Raw genomic sequence first — 19,500 nt, forward strand, 5'->3', positions numbered from 1 at the left:
TCTTCCGAAAACTTACGTAAATGTCTGACTTTTTTTCCCGTTTTAATCATAATTATTTCTGTTTTAAAACGGTCAACCTATTTCAGGGAATGACAAATAAGAAGGATGTAAAATATGTTCTCAGATCCATTTTCGGGTAAGATTAAAGTCGTGCATTCATACTGTCGTCCAGTCGTGCATTTACTTCTTAGTCTTTCTAATGACTTAGTGACCAGTGACTTTTTCTTTTTTTTTCATTTTTTTCATTTTTGAGGGTAACCTTTTTGCCTTTTTCGGAATTAACAGGTAGAAGGATTGCTGATTATTATTTAATTAAAACCATCGCATTGTCTGCATAGAATAAATTCAAATAAACAATAATTGAAATTATCAATTGCTTCGTATTGTTTTTTTTTAGATTTGACCAAGTTGAACTGTAACTAAATTAAAGCCAATGAAACGAGCTTGATACGCTAACTGGCGGATGCGAGTTCCATTAGTCGCCATTGAAAATTATAAATTCAGACGAATGAATATCCCCCGGTATTCCAAAGCGCAAAGTCGCACATCATCGAATTGTAATTCAATTCATCATTGCATACATCATTAAATCGTTTTGCCTATGGAGAAAGTCTGAAATAATCAAACGGTTATTGTCTTTTATTGCTGGCAGACTATATTACTAAGCTATTTCAGAAGTGAAACGAATTGGGATAGCAGTTATGTAGAAGAAAGGCAACACAATCCGAAGATCATGCTGCCTAAAATTCACAATATTAATACAAGTATTAACATGGATTGGGAGCTGTATCTCCCATTTCGCAAATCTAATTAAAATGAAAAATTTAATAATTATTTCAGGATTATTTTTATTACTTTTTAGTTGCACTGAGGAGCCCTTCTCGATTGAAGAAACTAAACAATATTCTAAATCACCAGCTGTTTTCGCTGATAATGGTGTGCTTCATTTAGCGGACAATTATCTGTCTCTTGTTGATAGTGTATTGGCCTTACCTGTTAATGAACGTATTGCATGGGAGGAGAGTTTGGGTTTTACATCTTATAACACAGCTGTGTATAACCTATATGAAAAACTTGATCAGGCAGAAACAAGGGAAGCGTACGAAAAGATAGTTAAATCAAATTCTTCACTGGTTTTTTTTGATAACGATAGTACAATTACCAAAACAGTACCTTTTGCATTTTTTGGCGCGATAGCAAATGAGAACAAGGAATTTGTTATTACCAACATCCCCCACATTTTAAAGGATGATGGAATTTATGAAGTTAAAAGTGAAAAACCAGTTAAAATAATGTCATTTGAAGATGAATGCAAGCTAAAATGTGGGCCGGTCGGCATGAATGGAGTTTATCCCACAGGTGATCGTTTTTGCCGATTGGGTTGTGTTAATAATTCTAATCCGCTTATTGATATATGGGAGCTTGCCACTTTGAGTGACAGAAGGGTTTTTATGCAATATTCAATCTACAGAATACCTTACATGGGCGAAAGTAATGTGAACGCCTATCGCATGGATTTTACTTTAAAAGGAGAAATAAAGAAGTGGCTGGTAGGTTGGAAGCCCTATAAAACCTTGCTTCATATCGAAAGTTTAACGGGGAAGTCCTTAAGCTATGACGTGAGGTTTGCTACTGATTCCCGTGTATATTTGCCCTGGTATTCAATTGAACCATTTGGTTATAGTGACCTTACATCCGTTGAAGTGTATGAAAAAACATGGACCTGGGAGGTGAAAGTTGATGAGGATCATTACGATGGGCGTAACACTGCAATACTTGTTGAACCTTGGTTTGATGAAATTCATTTTGTTGGAGGTAGTCGGGGGATTGGAAATACAACTTTTATTTACGATAGAAGCTAATGAAATTTAAGGTAAAAATATCAAAGGAAGATGCTAGCCTGCATCTTCCTTTAAATTGGATGGTGGTTTTCACCTTGATGCTTTGTTTTTCTTGTTCAAGTGAAATTTTCTTTGATTCCCATTACAAGAAAAACGAAATTGTTGTGAATTCCCTTATTATGCCCGACAGTATTTTTTCTTGTCACTTAAGCAAACTTGTGGAGCCCCTGAAGGAAGAAATACCTGTTGTTGAAAATGCCAAGGTGGAAATTGAAAATGCCCAAACAGGAGAACAAGTTGCTGAGCTGTTTTATGCCGGGAATGGCTGGTATCGTGCGCTAAGAGAAAAACCCGAAGCAGGACAATCGTACAGATTAATGGTTGTAATTGACGGACATGATACCATTACTGCACAAACTAATATTCCCTATCCTGCTAAAGCTGAAGGTTTTGATCTTAAGTTTTTTGCTACACCAGACAAAACATCTGTTTACGGGTCACCAATGCACACTTTATCGTTTACGATTAATGATAATGCCGGGGTTGACAATTTCTTTCACATGAGTTTTCATCTACTTCTTGAATTATATGCAATAATTGGAACCACTCCAGAAGATTCAGAATACATACCTTTAAGAGAATATGAAAATATGATAAATTCAAATCAGGCTGTTATTGACGAAACCATGCAAATAAGACTCGACACTTTACTGAAGTTTTACCAGACACGACCATTTTATTGTACCGATCCGGTTATTGTAGTTGAGAATGTGATACCTGCAATGGATGCACCGCCATCTCTTATTTTTAGTGATCGATCATTTAGTGATTCTCATAAAATAATATATACAGATATTCAAAGTGATGGGAGCGGTGGTATGGGTGGTAATAATTTAACAATGTATAGTGGAGATAACTTGCTTTGTTTTAGGAGTTTGTCTCTTGAATTGTTTAATTACATGCAAAGCGCACGAAAGCAAAGACAAGCCTCCACGGAACAAAACTACAATCCATTAATTGGGAGTTTTGGTGCGCAAAACACCGAGGTGGATGTCTATTCCAATATTCAGAATGGATATGGGATTTTCGGAGGATACAGTGTGAAAAATTATATTATTGCCGAGGAAGGCAAAGAATACTGGTGGCATAAATATGTTGTTCAATAAACCCGTTCGACCCTGGCAACCATGAAATATATTAAAACATTCTCAATTGCAATTTTGATGCTAATCATCTCTGCTCCTTCGTTTAGTCAGATTCATCTTTCAGGTCATGTGTACGATGCCCAAACAAAGGAATCTTTAATCGGGGCGAATGTAATTGATAGGAATACAGCTTCAGGTACAAGCAGCAACGAATACGGGTATTTTAATCTGCGTGTAAGGCAAGGAGTTACCACAGTGAAGTGTTCTTTCATTGGATATGTATCTTTTGAAAAAGAAGTAATTATACAAAAAGATACGGTTTTGAACATTTATCTGGAACCGGGTTATCAGTTAAATGAATTGACGGTAACTGGCAGTAATTCTCATGTCAGGTCAGAGACTGGTCTGGTGACCATGTCTTCAGCTTTGATGGAGATGCTCCCTTCGCTTGCCGGCGAAGTGGATGTGATTAAATCGCTCCAAACCATGCCCGGTATCAGTCCGGCCAGCGAAGGCAGTGCTTCCCTGTTGGTTAGGGGTGGGAACCCCGATGGCAATTTGATTCTTTTGGACGATGTTCCTATGTACTACACAGGTCATCTGGGCGGTTTTACATCTATCTTTGATGAAAGTGCCATTAAAAGTCTGAAGGTTTATAAGGCCGGATTTCCGGCACGTTACGGAGGAAGACTATCTTCCGTAGTCGATATTCGTACCAGGGATGGCAACATGAAAGAACATCGATGGGAAGCTCAGATTGGTACACTGGTTTCAAAATTTGCGTATAATGGACCACTTATACAAGACAAGACTTCTTTTTCAGTATCCTACAGGCAGTCGAACCTGAACTGGTTTTTAAAACCATTTACCTATTTTTCACTTTTTGACAAAGAAGGGAGACTTTCTTATAAATTTTACGATCTGAATGTAAAAGTAAATCATATTGTGTCAGACAAAGATCGGATCTATGTTGGTTTTTACCGCGGAAAAGATGTTTATGATTCCAAAATGAATTTCTCCGATGATGAAAGTTTTGATTACCGATACCAATATAAACTTGAAGATGGTATAGGCTGGGGGAGTAAGGTTGGCAGCATACGGTGGAACCATGTTTTCAAACCAACTCTTTTTGTCAATCTAACCATGGCAGGGATGATTTATAACTATCATCAGTACGGTGAACTGAATCAGGTTGAATACGTTTCAAAAGAAATGGCTCAATATCAGAAGTCGGAATTCTTCTCAAAAGTTAGGGACTACCTGCTTAAAGCTGATTTTAACTGGGATGCTGGCACTAAATCGTTGGTACGTTTTGGTGCGGCAACAACTTTTCATCAGTACCAGCCTTTTTCCTCCATGAGCGAATACAAAATTGACAGCACTGTTTTTCTCAATGAATACTATTCGAAGGTTGGATATCCTGCTGCCTATCAACATACAAATGGCATGAAAAAGATAGCTGCTACCGAGTTAGCATCGTACGGAGAATATCAGCTACAATTAGAAAAGTTCAGTTTAAATGCAGGAGTCCACGGTGTGGTATATATACTCGATCATGAGTATTTTACCTCTTTGCAACCGAGGTTCTCTGCGGTATATCAATTCATAAAACAAGCATCCGTTAAAACGTCTTATGCCAGAATGGAGCAGTTTACCCACATGCTTTCATCGGACAATGCAGGTGGAATGCCCTCTGATATTTGGGTGCCAGTGGGTGGTATAGTTCTTCCGTCAAAATCGGATCAGCTAAGCCTTGGACTTTTCTTTGAACAAGAAGCAATAGGATTGAAGTGGAATATAGATGCTTTCTACAAGTCACTTAACCAACTTATAGATTTTCAAAAAGGTGGAAATATCTTTACTGTTGGAGATGAATGGCAGGATGTGACAGAGACCGGTGGTAAAGGAAGGGTTGCAGGATTTGAGATTTATGCTGAAAAAACATCAGATAAGTTAACGACCTGGGTGGGATATACCTGGACAAAGAACGATCGCTTATTTGAAAACCTGAATGAAGGTAATCCCTTTCCAGCAAAATATGAACGTCGTCATGATTTTGAGATAACAACTAACTACCGATTCAATAAAAAAGTTGATATTTCAGCTACCTGGAATTATGCTTCAGGAATTTTTCAAACCCTGGGTGCAGCAAGAGGAAAAGGTTTGGATCTTTTTTCCAATAATTCTTATAGCATGGAACTCGATAGTTATTACGAGGATTCAGGATATGACGTTTATAATGTATACGTATATGGAAGAAAAAATAATTATCAGTATCCTCCTTACCACCGTTTGGATTTAAGCGTTCGGTTCAGAAAACAAAAAAAGCATGGGGTAAGAAGTCTTAGTCTTGGTGTAATCAATGCCTACAATCGTCAAAATCCATATACTGTTTATTATTACTATGGCGATCGAAAAACTGGAGTACCAACATTGAAGCAAAAGAGTATGTTTCCTATCCTACCCTCTGTTAGCTGGAAATATGTATGGGGGGAGAAACTGTAAGGTGTTTCACCCTTTTTATCACTTAGAGAAAAATATTTTCCTGCTTTTGAACGCTTTCAGCTAACCTGCGATGTTGTAAGCGCCAAAAAAGCGTTTTTTGCTTACTTTTTTACTGTGACGCCAGTTGATACGTCAAAAATACACCGCGAGGCGTATTGGTGTGGATTTAAACGCATTTCAGCTAAGTTGTTCAATGGTAATGAAGATTTTAGATAATAGACTATGGATAAAAAGAAGTATAATACGTTCTCAGATCCATTTTCGGGTAAGTTTAAAGTCGTGTAGTCGTTTAGTCGTGCATTCATACCGTCGTCCAGTCGTGCATTTACTTCTTGGTCTTTCTTACCAATGACTTAGTGACTAGTGACTTTTTCCTTTTTTTTTCATTTTTTTCTCTTTTGAGGGTAACCTTTTTGCCTTTTTCGGAATTAACAGGTAGAAGCCTTCCTGATTATTATTTCATTAAAACCATCGTATGGTCTGCATAGAATTAATTTAAATAAACAATAATTGAACACATCAATTGCTTCGTGTTGTTTTTTTTTTAGATTTGGGCAAGTTAAACTGTAACTGAATTAAAGCCAATGAATATCCCCCGGTATTCCAAAGCGCAAAGTCGCACACCATCGAAAAGTTTTTCAATTCATCATTGCATACATCATAAAATTATGTTGCCTATGGAGAATGTCTGAAAGAATCAATCGGTAATTGTCTTTTATTGCTGGCAGACTAACATTACTAAGCTATTTCAGAAGTGAAACGAATTGGGATAGCAGTAATGTAAAAGAAAGGCAACACAACCCGAAGATCATGCTGCCTAAAATTCACAAATTAATATAAATATTAACATGGATTGGGAGCTGTATCTCCCTGTTCGCAAATGTAGAATAAAATGAACGCAAATCGTTTATCTGTATTAATTATTCTTTTAATACTATTCTCTTGCAATGATGCAGAGCAGTCAATAGTTATGGGGCATACTAAATATAGTGAAACTAACATTTTAGATAATATCCCTTTTATTCAGAATCCCTATGATGTAGAACACTATTTGGAGGTTTATGAAGACGATGATGATGAAAGGATCAATAGATCGCTGTATGAGCTTAGCCTTATTTCACGTGAGATTTTGAAGACAGGTGATTGGAATGAACTAATTATTTCAAAAGCCAAAGAAAATCTTAGTGCGACAATGAGTCTGAATGATTTTGTTTCAATATCTAATCTGAAGTCGGGGAATATGAAAATAATGGATTTAAAGCATAAATTAAAAACAATTGATTTAACCCACGTATCAAGAAATCCATATAAAAGTGGAGTTGTTGAAAAGTATATTCCAGCCTTTTATGCGCCTAATATTGATGTTGCAGATTTTACCAAACAAGCGATAATTAGTCCCGGTGTAGAGGTAAATAGTGAATTGGCTAAGGTTGCTCATTTAGAAGATTATATTGTTTGCTGGATCTATAATGAGAATGGAGAATTGCAGGAGTTCCTTATTAATGAAGAAATTGCAATGAAAACAACCCATCCGATTTTTATTGTTGACAATGCAAGTGAAGAATTAATGAATGTTCCAAGCTCTTATCGAATTGACGAAAATGAACTCCATGATCCGATTTTGAAATCTGCGAGTTATCAATTCGGGATTGATATTCATGAATACAATTTGGATTATCGTTTTGAAGGGAGTGGAAATTCGGAATATTGGGTGCAGTGTCTTCATATATGGCCAGATGGAGAAGATCATGGGCCGGAAAGAAAGTTAACTCGTTCAATTGAACGAGAAATTGCAGTAGTCGATAAAGATGATATTGGAGAAGATTTAACAACATGGTATCATTTAGCCGCTGCAGATTATACGACTCCGCTCGATGATCATGGTATATTCTGGAATACTTATGAGCGTGATTGGTTTAGAAGTGAAAAACCACTTGGTGAACCTGAATATAATGGTACTAAATTGTATTATTATGGCAATATGCATTACGATAGTGACTGGTATGGTTTTAAACCCGAGGATATTATGGATAGTTGGATAGATTTGGAGACCTTATATAATTCCTGGGCTATTTGGTATTCTAGTTCCCATTCGACAGCCCGATTGTGGAGAACAAATTATTAGTTACTATGAAAGGCCTCTGGAAAATTGTCATTATTCTATTAATCGTATTTTGTTTTTATAAAAGTAAGGCACAACAACTTTCACTTGCTTATAATTCAACTTTTTCAGGAAGAAATTGTGCTCTTACTTTCATAAAGGATATTGGACGAAGTGAAATTGGTGCAGGAATACGCTACAATATTAACATGTGGTCCCATCCTGATGATCAACAAAAAATGTTCTATAAAAGGCAGTATGCTACTGAACCTTTGCATCATCTAGGACTTCAAACTTATTTTCACCAATATGTTTGGTCTGTACTTTATGTTTTCTATGACCTGCAATTATCCTATTCAGAAACTTTTAATCGAATGTATTTTTCAGTTATGTACGATCCTAAGGCTGAAGAACCCTATACAAGGGAAGATATTTTATACCATAAGGTAGAAGAGTATTTTGGACCTTTCATCTGGGTTGAACAATATATTGGTTTCGGAGTAAGGTTTGAAATCACAGAATCTATACTTCTGTCCCAAAAAATAGGGTTGGGAATTTGTCACCTTATCGGAAGTGATGATCAATTGCCTCAAACATGGAATAGAACTGAATATGGCTTTGGGCATACAATAAGTATTGGTTTATCATATAAGTTCTGGTAACTATTCAGTCGCGTCTAATGCTAATTGTTTTTGGAGTTCACATAAGGGGTTTTGGCCCTGCTTCCATAGCCTATACGCTTTCAAAATCGGTCCGTCGGTTTGACGCGATCAATAACGGAAAAGTTTTCCCGTTCAGCCACGACCGTAGGCACAACCTTTCGGTCGTATCAAACTATAAAATTGATACGAACAAGGAAATTACCGCTTCGTGGGTATATACTTCGGGCTATTATATCACGCTGAATTACAATTGGTATGTTATCAACATTAATGGGCACACTCAATTAGTCGAAAATTATGCCGAGCGGAATAATTATCGTACGCCGGCTTATCATCGGCTTGATCTTTCGTACAGCACATCGAAACAAAAGAAAAAGGGAGTACGCACCTGGACTTTTGGATTGTATAACACGTATAACCGCATTAATCCGTTCATGGTTTACCCTAAAATGGTTGATAACAATGAAGCAGGTAGCGAAACAAATAGAAAGCTTACCGTAGGTGGCTTATTTCCCATTATACCATCGGTGAGTTATGGGTTTGCTTTCTAATGTGTTAAAGCGAATTTAAGCGTATCTCTGTTTAGTTTCCTTAGTTGTCCGAGCGGCGCAATACTTTTACGATACCCTGATCTTCAAGTGATATTTCTTTTTTTCCTATGGTCAGTCGGTGAAACTCTTTTTGAGTAATTGAATTTAAACCCCCCGAAAAGGTTCCGTATTGTTTGATTACCGTAAACTGTAATACATAAACTTTTCCTGCCGGTGTCTGATCTTCAAAACTTGAAGTAAGATGTTCGTAGGTTTCACCAGGATTTTCACCTTCGGGTTTCGTAAACGTTTGAACGATCTCAAAACGGGGCAGCATGTTTTCTGCCAGGTTTTTGGTGCTTTTGGCATTCAGTTTTACAAAACCATCGGGACGTTGCCACAGATAAGCCTGCTCTTCGTGGTTGAAGGCAGTAACAATGTCGCTGTCAAATTTTTCTTTTTTCTTTTTATCAAGCTGTCGCACGGTATGTTCGGGCACATCGATGGCTATGTAATAATTACCCGGATCGAGATCAGCAAATTCAAATTCTCCGTTTAAACCAATTTTTACCATGCTTACCACCTCACTGTTGGCAGCTTTCTCAAGGTACACGCTTGCTCCGGTAAGTGCTTCATCCGGAAAACCAAAAAGTGAAAACTGAAGCAGAAAAAAAAGTATTGTTGTATTCATTTCGCAGATTTTTAAAGTTTATAAATAAACAGTGATAATGCATTATATGTTCAGTAAAAGTCGAACAATATTTTACAATATATGACTTTTCGGCCTTGAGGGTCTTGTTTGTGTGAACTTAATCACAGAAAAGGCTGAGTGAAAAAAACATCTTTGCACTTTCAACTGAAAAAGTATAAAATGAATTCGAAACATACAGTGATTGTTGGAGGAGGCTTTGCCGGCGTAGAGGCAGCCATTCAACTCCGGAAAAAGAAGCACAAAGTGACCCTGATTTCTGACCGTGACTACTTCTTTATTTATCCGATTTCCATTTGGATCCCCGTAGGTAAAATACCATTTAAAGAATCGACCATCGATTTGAATAAGATGGCGGCCCGTCATGGCTTTCACCTTATTATTGACCGAATGACCGGCCTTGACGAGGACGCAAAGGTACTTATTCTGAACAATCAAAGCGTTAGCTACGACTATTTGGTGCTGGCGATGGGGGCGGGTAAAATGAAGCACAAGGGGCTCGAACATACCTATTCAATTTGCAGTGATCCCGAACAGGCTTTAAGCATGAAAAAGCGTTTCGATGAGTTGATTGAGAAGGGCAGCGGTAAAATTGCCATTGGCTTTGGGGGGAATCCAAACGATAAGAGCGGTGTACGCGGAGGACCGGCCTTTGAGATCATGTTTAATATGATTACGGCACTTAAGCGCAAAAAACTTTACGATCGTTTTCAGTTTACCTTTTTTGCGCCCATGGCCGAGCCCGGGAAACGAATGGGCGAAAGTGGTTACAAAATGCTGGATGTGATGTTGAAAAAGGAAAACATCGCCAGGAAAACAGGGAAAAAAATTACGGGTTTCGAAGCCAATGGCATCCACATCGAGGGAGGTGATTTTATTGAAAGCGATCTTACCATGTTTATCGCGGCAAGCAATGGTCTCGATTTCCTAAAGTCGACCCGACTGCCGCTCAATGAAGCAGGATTTATCAAAACCGACGATTTTAGCAGGGTAGAAGGTTTTGATTCGATTTATGCCATTGGCGATGTGGCTGCAATGAATGGTCCCGAGTGGAAAGCCAAACAAGGACACATGGCGGTAATTATGGGACGAAATGCAGCCTATAACATCGATCAGGCCATTAAGAACAAGCACAAACGGAAGGGCTATCAAAAGCATTTGAATATTCTGTGTATCATGGATACCGGCGATGGTGCCGGCTTCGTTTACCGGAAAAACAAGCGCGATCTGTTTATTCCCATGCCGGTAGTGGGGCATTGGCTAAAGAAAGCCTGGGGCTGGAATTTTAAATTGATGCACCGTTAAGTAAATTTTGTTGTGGTCTTAGAAGTGCCGTTTAGTTGTTTCAATACAGCTGAACGGCTTTTTTTATCCCTCTGCCATCAGCATCCGGGCTTCTTCCTGTAAAATGGAAGGAAGACTGATTTTTCTTCGTTCAATACTTAACAGCCAGTAACGAATTTCGTGGGTTTGTAAAGTATAAAGCACTTCTCTGAATTCATCGATCACAGCGTCGGAGTATTCTTTCTGATCGATGTTTTTGTATTGGTCGAGTTCCTCATCATTGTAATATTCAATAATGCTGTCGTCCATTTTTATCTGATCGAATTCACACACCTCGTGTGCCCCGCAACAATCGGAGGCCGGTGTCGATGCCACTTCATTTGCTCGGTCTTCGGCAGCTTTCTCCCGATTCACTTTGATCAGCAGAATCAAAGCCCCCAGCACAAAAGTTCCCAGTATTACTGCCACAATTGTAATCATGCTGCAAAATTAGAATTTTTGTCATTGAAGAAAGGTAAAAATTGAAAAAAATACATTCTACTATTTAATTAGTGAAGGAATAGTAAGCGCATTTTAAGCATGCACTTTCAACAGCAAGGTATGCTGTATTATTAATCGATTGTTTCCATTTGCAGTAAAGAGTCAGGATCGATGATGAAACTGATCACTTCATTGCCTGTTTTGTCTTTAAAATTATAGGCCAGGGTAATCTGCTTGTCACGATAAAATTTCAGGTCGGGATGGGTCAGGTAGTTATTCTCAAGGATGGGCCTTATCAAGGTTTTTAAACTATCGGTGACGATGGAGTCGTAAACGGTGTTGAGCAGGGTAAGATGGTATTCGAGAATTCCGGAAGGTTGCACGCTGGTGTTGTCAAGGCGGGTATATTCATCGACCATTATCGGGCAACGTTCATTCAGATCGCCTGAAAGCCTGGCCAGTTCATTGTTGTAGGCTGGAGGATTAAAAAAAATCATCTTCACAGCAAGTGCTCCGGCCAAAAATAGCAGTATGAATGCATTCCGAATCGAAGACTTCGTAATTGCGGCCATGGTATGGATTTTTTAAAGCTTAATCATGCATTAAAGGTAAGAATTTTAGTGAGCTCAGCAGCTAAAGTTTGTCATGAAAGCAGGTGTTTTTATGAACCATGATTCAAAAAAAAGAAGTGCTTGCTGAATCCAGCAAGCACTTCTTTTACCGGTTTCGTTTGGTTTGATTAATCGAGTTCAAATTTGTAAGAAGCCGGATCGCTCACACCCGAACCGCGGATAAACTCACCATGACCATGCACCAGTTGTCGGGTGATTTTATTAAAGGCCCGTGCCGATTTCATGAAATCGTTGTCGCGGTTAGCATCAATTAAAAGCAGGTAACTCATAATGATGTGACCAGCCATTTCGACCAGCCGGCGGGCATGGAAATCGATGTATTCGTTGTCCTTGGTCGAAACCACCTTTTCAACTGCTTCGGCATATTCTTCGGTGAGCCCAATGAGCAGGCGACGGTATTTCTCCAATTCGGGTTTCAGTGTTTCTTTCTCGTAGGCGCGAATCTGTTCGAGATAGCCTCCGGTAGTAACCCCGCGGATGGCTGCCACCACCTGCAACTGGGTTGTGCCTTCGTAGATGGAAGTGATACGTGCATCGCGGTAAATTCGTTCAACCGGATAGTCTTTCATAAAACCCGATCCTCCGTGTACCTGTACGGCATCGTAGGCATTCTGGTTGGCGTATTCCGATGAAAGGCCTTTGGCCAGCGGCGTAAAAATGTCGGCCAGGCGTTGATATTGCTTCATCTCGTTGCGTTCCTCCTTGTCGAGTGTGCGCTCCTGTGAGAGATGGTAATAAGCTTTGTACACGTCGACAAAACGGGCTGTTTCGTAGAGTAAGGTGCGCGAAGCATCAAGTTTCGCCTTCATGACGGTAATCATTTCGTATACGGCAGGAAACTGAATGATGGGCTTGCCAAATTGTTCTCTTTCGCGGGCATAAGCTAGGGCTTCCTGATAGGCAGCTTCTGAAAGTCCTACCGACTGGGCGGCAATACCCAGGCGGGCACCATTCATCAGGGCCATCACGTATTTGATAAGTCCCATGCGGCGCTGGCCTACCAGTTCGGCTGGTGCGTCCTTAAATACCAGCTCACAGGTTGGTGATCCGATGATGCCCATTTTGTGCTCAATACGACGTACGCTTACTCCACCATCATTTTTATCGTAGATGAACATGGAAAGCCCGCGTCCGTCGTGGGTGCCTTCTTCCGAACGGGCCAGTACCAGCGAAATGTCGCCGTCGCCATTGGTGATGAAACGTTTGACACCATTGAGCAGCCAAAGGCCTTTTTCTTCATTGTAAACTGCTTTGAGTTCAACAGCCTGAAGGTCGGAACCGGCATCGGGCTCGGTGAGGTCCATGGCCATGGTTTCACCCTTGCAAACGCGGGGCAGGTATTTTGCTTTCTGCTCATCGTCGGCAAATTCGTGGATGGTCTCGGCACAGTCCTGCAGTCCCCAGATATTCACAAAGCCGGCATCGGCCCGCGACACCAGGTCGGCTGCCATAATGTAGGGAACAATAGAAAAATTCAGTCCGCCATACTTTCGGGGCAGGGTAATGCCCATCAGTCCTGCTTTAATCAGTGCATCGAGATTTTCCTGTGTTCCGCGTGCATATTTCACATGACCTTCGATCACCTGCGGTCCTTCGGTATCTATGCTTTCGGCATTGGGTGCCACAATGTCGGCACAAATTTCGCCAATTACCTCCAGCACCTTGTCATAGCTGTCCATGGCATCTTCAAAATCGAAGGGGGCATAGTCGAACTTTCCGCTTTCGGTAAAGTTATTTTCTTTCAATGCCACTATTTTTTCCATCAGCGGGTGTTGCAGATGAAATTTCAGGGCTTTATTATCGGTATAAAAATTAGCCATAATGTTAAAATTTAAGTCATTAGGAAAAGTCATTGAGTCGTCCCGTTCGTTTCGAAAGCGGCAGGTCATTAAGCTACTTTATTTTATAATTCAGAAAGGAGGATCGCCTGTTTTTGTGCAAGCTGCTGTTGATCCTTTTTCTTATTACGAACGACTTAATGACTTTTTTCTTTTGCTTCCCTTTTTTGTTTGGGAAAACCATTGACTGTTTTACTTGCTGTTTGCTTTGTAATATTTAATCATCTTCGGTATCACATCCATTACGTCGCCGGTAATAACGTAATCGGCAATGGCGTTAATCGGGGCATGTTCATCATTGTTGATGGCAATGATTTGTGCCGAATCTTCCATGCCTGCACGGTGTTGTATCTGGCCTGAGATACCACAGGCAATGTACAATTTGGGACGAACGGTAACACCTGTTTGACCTACCTGACGTTCATGATCGGTAAATCCGGCATCGACCGCAGCGCGCGAAGCAGCCACTTCGCCACCCAGCACTTCGGCGAGTTCATACAGGGCGTTGAAATTTTCCTTGCTGCCTATTCCGTAACCACCGGCAACAATTACCGGAGCGGCGCTCAGGTTCACTTTTTTCTTTTCGATGTGGCGTTCGATGAACTCGATGACAAAGTCTTCGGGTTGAACCATCTTTTCAACATCGAGTTTGTTCAGTTTGCCTTTGTAGGCAGCCGATCGGATCTCACTTTTCATTACCCCTTCGCGCACGGTGGCCATTTGTGGCCGGCACTCAGGATTGATGATGGTTGCAATGATGTTTCCTCCAAAAGCAGGTCTGATCTGGTAAAGCAGCTTTTCGTATTTCTTGCCAGCTTTTTTGTCCTCATGTTCGCCTATTTCGAGGCTGGTGCAGTCGGCTGTTAGTCCGCTAAAGAGTGCCGATGAAACCCTGGGTCCCAGGTCACGGCCCACAGGAGTAGCGCCCATCAGGGCTATTTGTGGTTGCTCCTTTTTAAATAAATTTACTATTATAGAAGTGTGCGGAAGGGTGGTGTAGGGGGCCAGACGTTTGTCGTCGGCAACATGCACCACATCGACACCATAGGGATACAGTTCTTTTTCGATACCGGCTAAATCACTGCCTATTACCAGGGCTTCGAGTTGACATCCCAGTTCATCGGCCAGTTGACGCCCCTTGGTCAGTAACTCAAAACTGACAGTGGCAATCACCCCGTCTTCTATTTCACAATATACAAATATGTTATTCATCGTTGGTTCAGTTTATCCTATGGTATGACTATCAATCAATTCCTTCATCAGCAGGTTGATGTCTGCATCGGTAGCATCTATTGTTTTGGCTGCTTTGGCCTGTAGTATTACATTTTGAATGGTTTTCACCTTGGTGGGTGAGCCCGAAAGTCCAAGCTGTGCAGCATCTGCCTCTACTTCGTTCACGGTCCACTCGTTAATGTTCAGGTAAGGACGTTCGTTGTAAAGGCTCAGATAATCTTCATTGTCATCCTGACGTTCGCTAACCGTTTTGGCATGCTTGTATTTCATAATCAGCATGGCATTGCGTGCCCTGCATGCAGGTGCCGATCCGGTTACGGTAATTACAGCCGGAAGGGGAGACTTTACCACTTCAACGCCATTGTCGAGACGCCGTTTCAGGGTAATGCTTTGTTCTTTCACTTCTTTAATTTCTTCTACATAGGTAATCTGTGGCAGTTTTAACTTTTCGGCTACCTGCGGTCCAACCTGGGCGGTATCTCCATCGATGGCCTGCCGGCCACATACGATCAGGTCGATGGTTCCCATTTTGGCAATGGCTCTCGAAAGTGCATAGGACGTAGCCAGGGTGTCTGACCCTGCAAAAGCCCTGTCGGTAAGCAGTATGCCATCGTCGGCTCCACGAAACATTCCTTCACGAATAATATCGGCGGCACGACCTGGTCCCATGGTTAAAACGGTGACAGTTGATCCTGGAAACTGGTCTTTTACCCACAATGCCTGTTCAAGTGCATTCAGATCTTCGGGGTTGAAAATGGCAGGAAGCGCAGCACGATTTACCGTGCCATCGGCTTTCATGGCATCTTTTCCCACATTCCGTGTATCGGGAACCTGTTTTGCCAGTACAATAATTTTGAACGTTCTCATAGTTCACTAATTATGTTAATTTATATTTTGGTTTCAAGGTCAACAAATATAAATAATGAAGCGCACCCGACCAAGGTATGAAAGTTCTGTAGCTTACGTCAGATAAGGATTTCAATGGCACAAAGGGCCTGTGTTTCGCTATTTTGTGTGCTTCAAAACTTTGTTGGGTGTGGTTTCAAAACAATTAACCATTGCATTCGAATATTCCCCGGCAATGCTTATTTTAAAAGATATTTGGAATGAATTCAGATAAAACATGAATCAAATATTCATGGTGTGCTACTTTGCTCATCGATCCATTGTAGCATTTGGGCCATTTTTTCCGGATTCTTTTTTTGAAAGCGCATGTTGGAAGCCGCTCTGCGTATTTCATTTTTCATATGCGGGAAAAGCCGATAAAGGCTGCGTAGTTTTAGTTTGATCTCAGTGGGCTGGTGATCAATCAGCAAAAAATAATAGTAATCCTGTCGCAGTTCATTCAGATCGGCCACATGCCCGGCTTTTTGAATGATGGCTCCATAGCTCCCCAGCAGGATCATTTTTCCGTGGTAGATTACTTCAACATAATTTCCCGGGCTTAAATTAAAACCCGATGACCATCCCTTATAAATTATAAAATTCCTGGTAGTTTTTGTATCGGGGTAAAGTGTAAAGCCTGAGATGGCATTCCGGTCAACCTGATACATGCGTTGGTGTTGGTGGTGATAAAAGATTACCTCGTTGTTAAGCAGATTGAATTTCAGCTGAAGGGTGTCGGAACTACTGCCGTTACAATGTTTAAGTGTGCCCCGGGTCCAATGGTTGAATAAATAAGGTGAACCCTTGTAGTGATAGCTTGGTTCATATGCAATTCCTCTTACCTTGATCGCTTCCGGCGTTTGTGCTTCTAATTTGAAACAGGAATGTGCAAAGAGCGTTAGCAACAGTATAAAGGCATAGGCTGAAGTTTTCATGAGCAGGTTTTATTCAATGTTAAAGAAACATGTGGCGCGTTGCAGTACACCCTGGTTGTCGATGCCTTGAACAATCGCTTGATAGCAGCCGGTTTCAAGGCTGCTGACTACTTCAATGATGGTGCTTTCACCGTGTAGTTTCAGCGTGGGCTCCCAAAACAAAACATCGCTGAAAAAGGGTTGATCAGGTGTTGCATTCTGTTCAATGGCATAAGCCTGCAGATCGATGTTCAGCGCATTGGCCGGAAGCATGGTGAGCGGAAACTCGCCACTTCGGGTGTGAATTGCCATCAAACCATTAATGTGCAGCTCACCATAGCTGCGATCTTGTGGCTGGAGGTCGATGGTCCCGATCGATGTTGAACTGAGCTGGTTGATACTTCCAGCTTCAACCGGCACTCCGTCAACCAAAATCATGGGGTTTTCGAAAAGCTTTTTTTGATAAGGGTTCCAAAGTTCTATGTTTGTTTTCTGTCTTCGTACCTTGTAGCGTACATTTACCAAAAGCTCATGGGCTATTTCTTCAAAGCTGTCGAGTTGAATATAAATCGAAGGATCGAAGTTCTTTTGTGCCCGTCCGTAAAAGGGCAATAAACAGGCGTGATCGCTGTTGTTTTGTTTGTTGACAGTTGTTTGAGAGCGATAAGTCAGGTGAATCTGTGCGCGAAGCGGAGCAAGGCGAATCAGTTCACTTTTCATGGTTTCAGCACTTAGATAGAGCGGGATTTTTGCGGGTGGAGGCAGATGGCTGTCTTCATAGGTAATATTGGCTTTTTTTGTTTTGTCGGCCAGCTGAACAATGGCTGTTTGCGCGCCCGTTAGATGGTTGATGTCGAAACGGAAATACCCCGAACTGTCGCTGTAGGTATAGTCGATGTCGGGAATACTGTCGGGGAAGGAAAGCCAAAGGAGTTCACCGGACAGTGCCTGTTTTAAACTGTCTCTAACGTTTCCGGCCAGATAAAGGCGATCATAGATTCTTTGTTTGCCAGGCACAAATTCATTTGGAACAAAAGGCGGATTCTCATTCTTTGCTTTTTCGATATCGGTTTTAAATACTGAAAGCGAAAGGCAGCTGGTTAATTGCTCTCCGGAATGTTTAATTGTCAGGCTAAGGGTATCGCCTGCGGGGATCTTTCCTGCCGGTGCCTGTAAGCGAAGGGCTGTTCCCTGATTGCTGACTGTATAAAAGGGATTAAACGGAAGGCCTGTTTGTGCGCGTTGACGGTTCACTTCCTGTTTCCCGAAGCGATTGATGACAGTAAGTGGCAAGCTTGTGATGGACAAACGGCCATCGGAAGTTCCGGTATATGCCCGGAGTAAATAAATTCCGCTTTGTATGGAGTCGTTGAGCATGATCTTTCCTTTCCAACTTGCTCCATTTTTACTTAAGATGGATTTTTCCAGTGTGTATCCTTCACCGCACACATCGATGAACAAAACTTCGTTGTTCATCAGCTCAGGCTTTAAAGGCGTGCATTTGAGCTCCAGCAATTCACCGGAAACATATATCACTTTGTTGGTTTGCAACAGTAAATCGTTTTGTTTTCCGGTCGCCTGTTGTTCAAGCAGCAGTAACAGCGTTAAAAGAATACTTATGATTACAGTGGCTTGTTTCATTGTACTTCAATCCAAAAAGGTGTTTTCTCTTCCAATAAACAGTTTTCGTCGGTTGTTGTCTGGGGGAATATATCAATTTCATAATACTTATTCAAACGGTTTTCGCTGAGGGTAACAGCCAGCAGCTGATCATGAAAAGGTGCAGCTAGAAAGGCACCATAAGCATGTACGGTCGAATCGCTGATACAGCGAATGTTCGTTTTTATCCGGGCTTCAACCGGATCGAACAGCTTTCCGGTGGCTTCGCTTTGTTGCATGATACTTTCCCAATATTCTTGTCCGGTCGAAGTGAGTGTATATTGTCGCATGTGGAAATAAAAACTGGCTGTGTTTACAAAGCTTACCACTCCGGCGAAGCGGTTCGAATCGAGGGGGTGCGGACTTAAAAACTGGTAGCTCATAAAGTAAAGCTCATCGCTGGTTGGAAGTGTAGTTTGTCTGCCTTCCTGCTTATTGTACAGGTAGAAACTATTGGTATAAATCTGATCCCAGCAATAATAACGATACATCGTTTGCATACTTTCTGAAAGTATAAAATAATTACTCAGCGCTTTCCATTGATACAAATAGCCTCCGTGCCCGGGCGGATGATGCTCGGGTTGGGCACTTATATAACATCCCTTTACCGGATCGATGTAGGGCTGGCCGGCATCATCGTATAGCACCATGTTGTGAACCGAGTCGCGGAGTTCGATATTGCGGATGGCAACTGGCTCTGGAATGGTGTCGGGTTTCGACTGATATTGTAAACCGTCGGAAGTAATAATGCTTACCCAGTAGGCTTCTCCCGGAACGGGTTCGACCAACTCGCTTGTTTGGTAAAAGCCATTCTTGTATTCCTGCATGATCCAGTGCTTTCCACTTCCATCAAAAAGTACGACTTCAGCATTTTCTTCCGCCTCCATTTCTTCATTCCGATTGTATGGAACGGCGCGCCGGAGCTCCAGTGACACATAAGCCGGCTCGTGTGAGATGGTTCCGTTCACCACCAACGAGGGGGCACGCTCGTCGAGCGTGGGTATAAACGCTGTTTCGCAGGCTTGAAACAGTAGTGTCAAACTTGTCATTAACAGCAGATATTTGAGTTGTTTCTTCTTCAT

16 protein-coding genes are annotated in these 19,500 nt (G+C 41.3%); 7 read left to right on the forward strand and 9 right to left on the reverse strand.

From position 1 onward, the window contains the following. Positions 1–815 precede the first annotated feature (815 nt). The 6 genes from FHS86_RS17375 (at position 816) to FHS86_RS17400 (ending at position 8,805) form a co-directional block, all read left to right on the forward strand. Positions 816–1,862 carry a hypothetical protein gene (locus tag FHS86_RS17375; protein ID WP_429416748.1) on the forward strand — a complete coding sequence of 349 codons (1,047 nt, stop codon included), beginning with the start codon at positions 816–818 and terminating at the stop codon, positions 1,860–1,862. Further along, a complete protein-coding gene (locus FHS86_RS17380; RefSeq protein WP_429416750.1) occupies positions 1,862–3,007 on the forward strand; it encodes a DUF4249 family protein in 1,146 nt (381 codons plus the stop codon). Before FHS86_RS17375 ends, FHS86_RS17380 begins: the two co-directional genes overlap by 1 nt. Positions 3,008–3,028: 21 nt before the next feature. After that, a complete protein-coding gene (locus tag FHS86_RS17385) occupies positions 3,029–5,491 on the forward strand; it encodes a TonB-dependent receptor (RefSeq protein ID WP_429416753.1) in 2,463 nt (820 codons plus the stop codon). An 892-nt stretch (positions 5,492–6,383) separates the two neighbouring features. Continuing rightward, the gene (locus tag FHS86_RS17390) at positions 6,384–7,616 is read left to right on the forward strand and encodes a hypothetical protein (RefSeq protein ID WP_429416756.1); all 1,233 of its coding nucleotides are present in this window, start codon (positions 6,384–6,386) and stop codon (positions 7,614–7,616) included. A 5-nt stretch (positions 7,617–7,621) separates the two neighbouring features. Beyond that, positions 7,622–8,254, forward strand: coding sequence for a hypothetical protein (locus tag FHS86_RS17395; protein WP_429416759.1), 633 nt, complete (start codon positions 7,622–7,624; stop codon positions 8,252–8,254). A 17-nt stretch (positions 8,255–8,271) separates the two neighbouring features. Beyond that, positions 8,272–8,805, forward strand: a complete 534-nt coding sequence (locus FHS86_RS17400) for a hypothetical protein (RefSeq protein ID WP_429416762.1) — start codon at positions 8,272–8,274, stop codon at positions 8,803–8,805. A 40-nt stretch (positions 8,806–8,845) separates the two neighbouring features. Here the strand turns inward: FHS86_RS17400 and FHS86_RS17405 are convergent, their stop codons facing one another. Continuing rightward, a complete protein-coding gene (locus FHS86_RS17405) occupies positions 8,846–9,475 on the reverse strand; it encodes a hypothetical protein (protein WP_429416765.1) in 630 nt (209 codons plus the stop codon). Positions 9,476–9,655: 180 nt separating this feature from the next. Here FHS86_RS17405 and FHS86_RS17410 point away from each other — a divergent pair, with 180 nt between their 5' ends. Continuing rightward, the gene (locus FHS86_RS17410; protein WP_429416767.1) at positions 9,656–10,798 is read left to right on the forward strand and encodes an NAD(P)/FAD-dependent oxidoreductase; all 1,143 of its coding nucleotides are present in this window, start codon (positions 9,656–9,658) and stop codon (positions 10,796–10,798) included. A gap of 63 nt (positions 10,799–10,861) precedes the next feature. Here the strand turns inward: FHS86_RS17410 and FHS86_RS17415 are convergent, their stop codons facing one another. The 8 genes from FHS86_RS17415 to FHS86_RS17450 all read right to left on the reverse strand — a co-directional run bounded on the left by FHS86_RS17415 (position 10,862) and on the right by FHS86_RS17450 (position 19,500). Further along, the gene (locus tag FHS86_RS17415) at positions 10,862–11,257 is read right to left on the reverse strand and encodes a hypothetical protein (RefSeq protein WP_429416769.1); all 396 of its coding nucleotides are present in this window, start codon (positions 11,255–11,257) and stop codon (positions 10,862–10,864) included. A gap of 131 nt (positions 11,258–11,388) precedes the next feature. After that, a complete protein-coding gene (locus tag FHS86_RS17420; RefSeq protein WP_429416772.1) occupies positions 11,389–11,829 on the reverse strand; it encodes a hypothetical protein in 441 nt (146 codons plus the stop codon). A 167-nt stretch (positions 11,830–11,996) separates the two neighbouring features. Continuing rightward, positions 11,997–13,709 (reverse strand): acyl-CoA dehydrogenase family protein, encoded by a 1,713-nt coding sequence (locus tag FHS86_RS17425; RefSeq protein WP_429416775.1) that lies wholly within the window; start codon positions 13,707–13,709, stop codon positions 11,997–11,999. A gap of 210 nt (positions 13,710–13,919) precedes the next feature. Continuing rightward, positions 13,920–14,939, reverse strand: a complete 1,020-nt coding sequence (locus FHS86_RS17430) for an electron transfer flavoprotein subunit alpha/FixB family protein (RefSeq protein WP_429416777.1) — start codon at positions 14,937–14,939, stop codon at positions 13,920–13,922. A gap of 12 nt (positions 14,940–14,951) precedes the next feature. Then, a complete protein-coding gene (locus FHS86_RS17435; RefSeq protein ID WP_429416780.1) occupies positions 14,952–15,827 on the reverse strand; it encodes an electron transfer flavoprotein subunit beta/FixA family protein in 876 nt (291 codons plus the stop codon). Between the two features lie 269 nt (positions 15,828–16,096). Next, on the reverse strand, positions 16,097–16,780 hold the full coding sequence (locus FHS86_RS17440) for a hypothetical protein (protein WP_429416782.1): 684 nt from the start codon (positions 16,778–16,780) through the stop codon (positions 16,097–16,099). Between the two features lie 9 nt (positions 16,781–16,789). Next, positions 16,790–18,400 (reverse strand): hypothetical protein, encoded by a 1,611-nt coding sequence (locus tag FHS86_RS17445; RefSeq protein ID WP_429416785.1) that lies wholly within the window; start codon positions 18,398–18,400, stop codon positions 16,790–16,792. After that, positions 18,397–19,500, reverse strand: coding sequence for a DUF4249 family protein (locus FHS86_RS17450; RefSeq protein WP_429416788.1), 1,104 nt, complete (start codon positions 19,498–19,500; stop codon positions 18,397–18,399). The genes FHS86_RS17445 and FHS86_RS17450 overlap by 4 nt, the downstream gene beginning before the upstream one ends.

Source organism: Roseimarinus sediminis, from assembly GCF_050433125.1.
GTDB classification, from domain to species: Bacteria; Bacteroidota; Bacteroidia; order Bacteroidales; family Prolixibacteraceae; genus Roseimarinus; species Roseimarinus sediminis.

Bases quoted from the DNA above. Each gene is read 5' to 3' on its own strand.
- FHS86_RS17420 (WP_429416772.1), bottom strand. From the start codon at position 11,829: ATGGCCGCAATTACGAAGTCTTCGATTCGGAATGCATTCATACTGCTA.
- FHS86_RS17385 (WP_429416753.1), top strand. From the start codon at position 3,029: ATGAAATATATTAAAACATTCTCAATTGCAATTTTGATGCTAATCATC.
- FHS86_RS17430 (WP_429416777.1), bottom strand. From the start codon at position 14,939: ATGAATAACATATTTGTATATTGTGAAATAGAAGACGGGGTGATTGCC.
- FHS86_RS17425 (WP_429416775.1), bottom strand. From the start codon at position 13,709: ATGGCTAATTTTTATACCGATAATAAAGCCCTGAAATTTCATCTGCAA.
- FHS86_RS17435 (WP_429416780.1), bottom strand. From the start codon at position 15,827: ATGAGAACGTTCAAAATTATTGTACTGGCAAAACAGGTTCCCGATACA.
- FHS86_RS17445 (WP_429416785.1), bottom strand. From the start codon at position 18,400: ATGAAACAAGCCACTGTAATCATAAGTATTCTTTTAACGCTGTTACTG.
- FHS86_RS17390 (WP_429416756.1), top strand. From the start codon at position 6,384: ATGAACGCAAATCGTTTATCTGTATTAATTATTCTTTTAATACTATTC.
- FHS86_RS17450 (WP_429416788.1), bottom strand. From the start codon at position 19,500: ATGAAGAAGAAACAACTCAAATATCTGCTGTTAATGACAAGTTTGACA.
- FHS86_RS17375 (WP_429416748.1), top strand. From the start codon at position 816: ATGAAAAATTTAATAATTATTTCAGGATTATTTTTATTACTTTTTAGT.
- FHS86_RS17405 (WP_429416765.1), bottom strand. From the start codon at position 9,475: ATGAATACAACAATACTTTTTTTTCTGCTTCAGTTTTCACTTTTTGGT.
- FHS86_RS17395 (WP_429416759.1), top strand. From the start codon at position 7,622: ATGAAAGGCCTCTGGAAAATTGTCATTATTCTATTAATCGTATTTTGT.
- FHS86_RS17380 (WP_429416750.1), top strand. From the start codon at position 1,862: ATGAAATTTAAGGTAAAAATATCAAAGGAAGATGCTAGCCTGCATCTT.
- FHS86_RS17410 (WP_429416767.1), top strand. From the start codon at position 9,656: ATGAATTCGAAACATACAGTGATTGTTGGAGGAGGCTTTGCCGGCGTA.
- FHS86_RS17415 (WP_429416769.1), bottom strand. From the start codon at position 11,257: ATGATTACAATTGTGGCAGTAATACTGGGAACTTTTGTGCTGGGGGCT.
- FHS86_RS17440 (WP_429416782.1), bottom strand. From the start codon at position 16,780: ATGAAAACTTCAGCCTATGCCTTTATACTGTTGCTAACGCTCTTTGCA.
- FHS86_RS17400 (WP_429416762.1), top strand. From the start codon at position 8,272: ATGCTAATTGTTTTTGGAGTTCACATAAGGGGTTTTGGCCCTGCTTCC.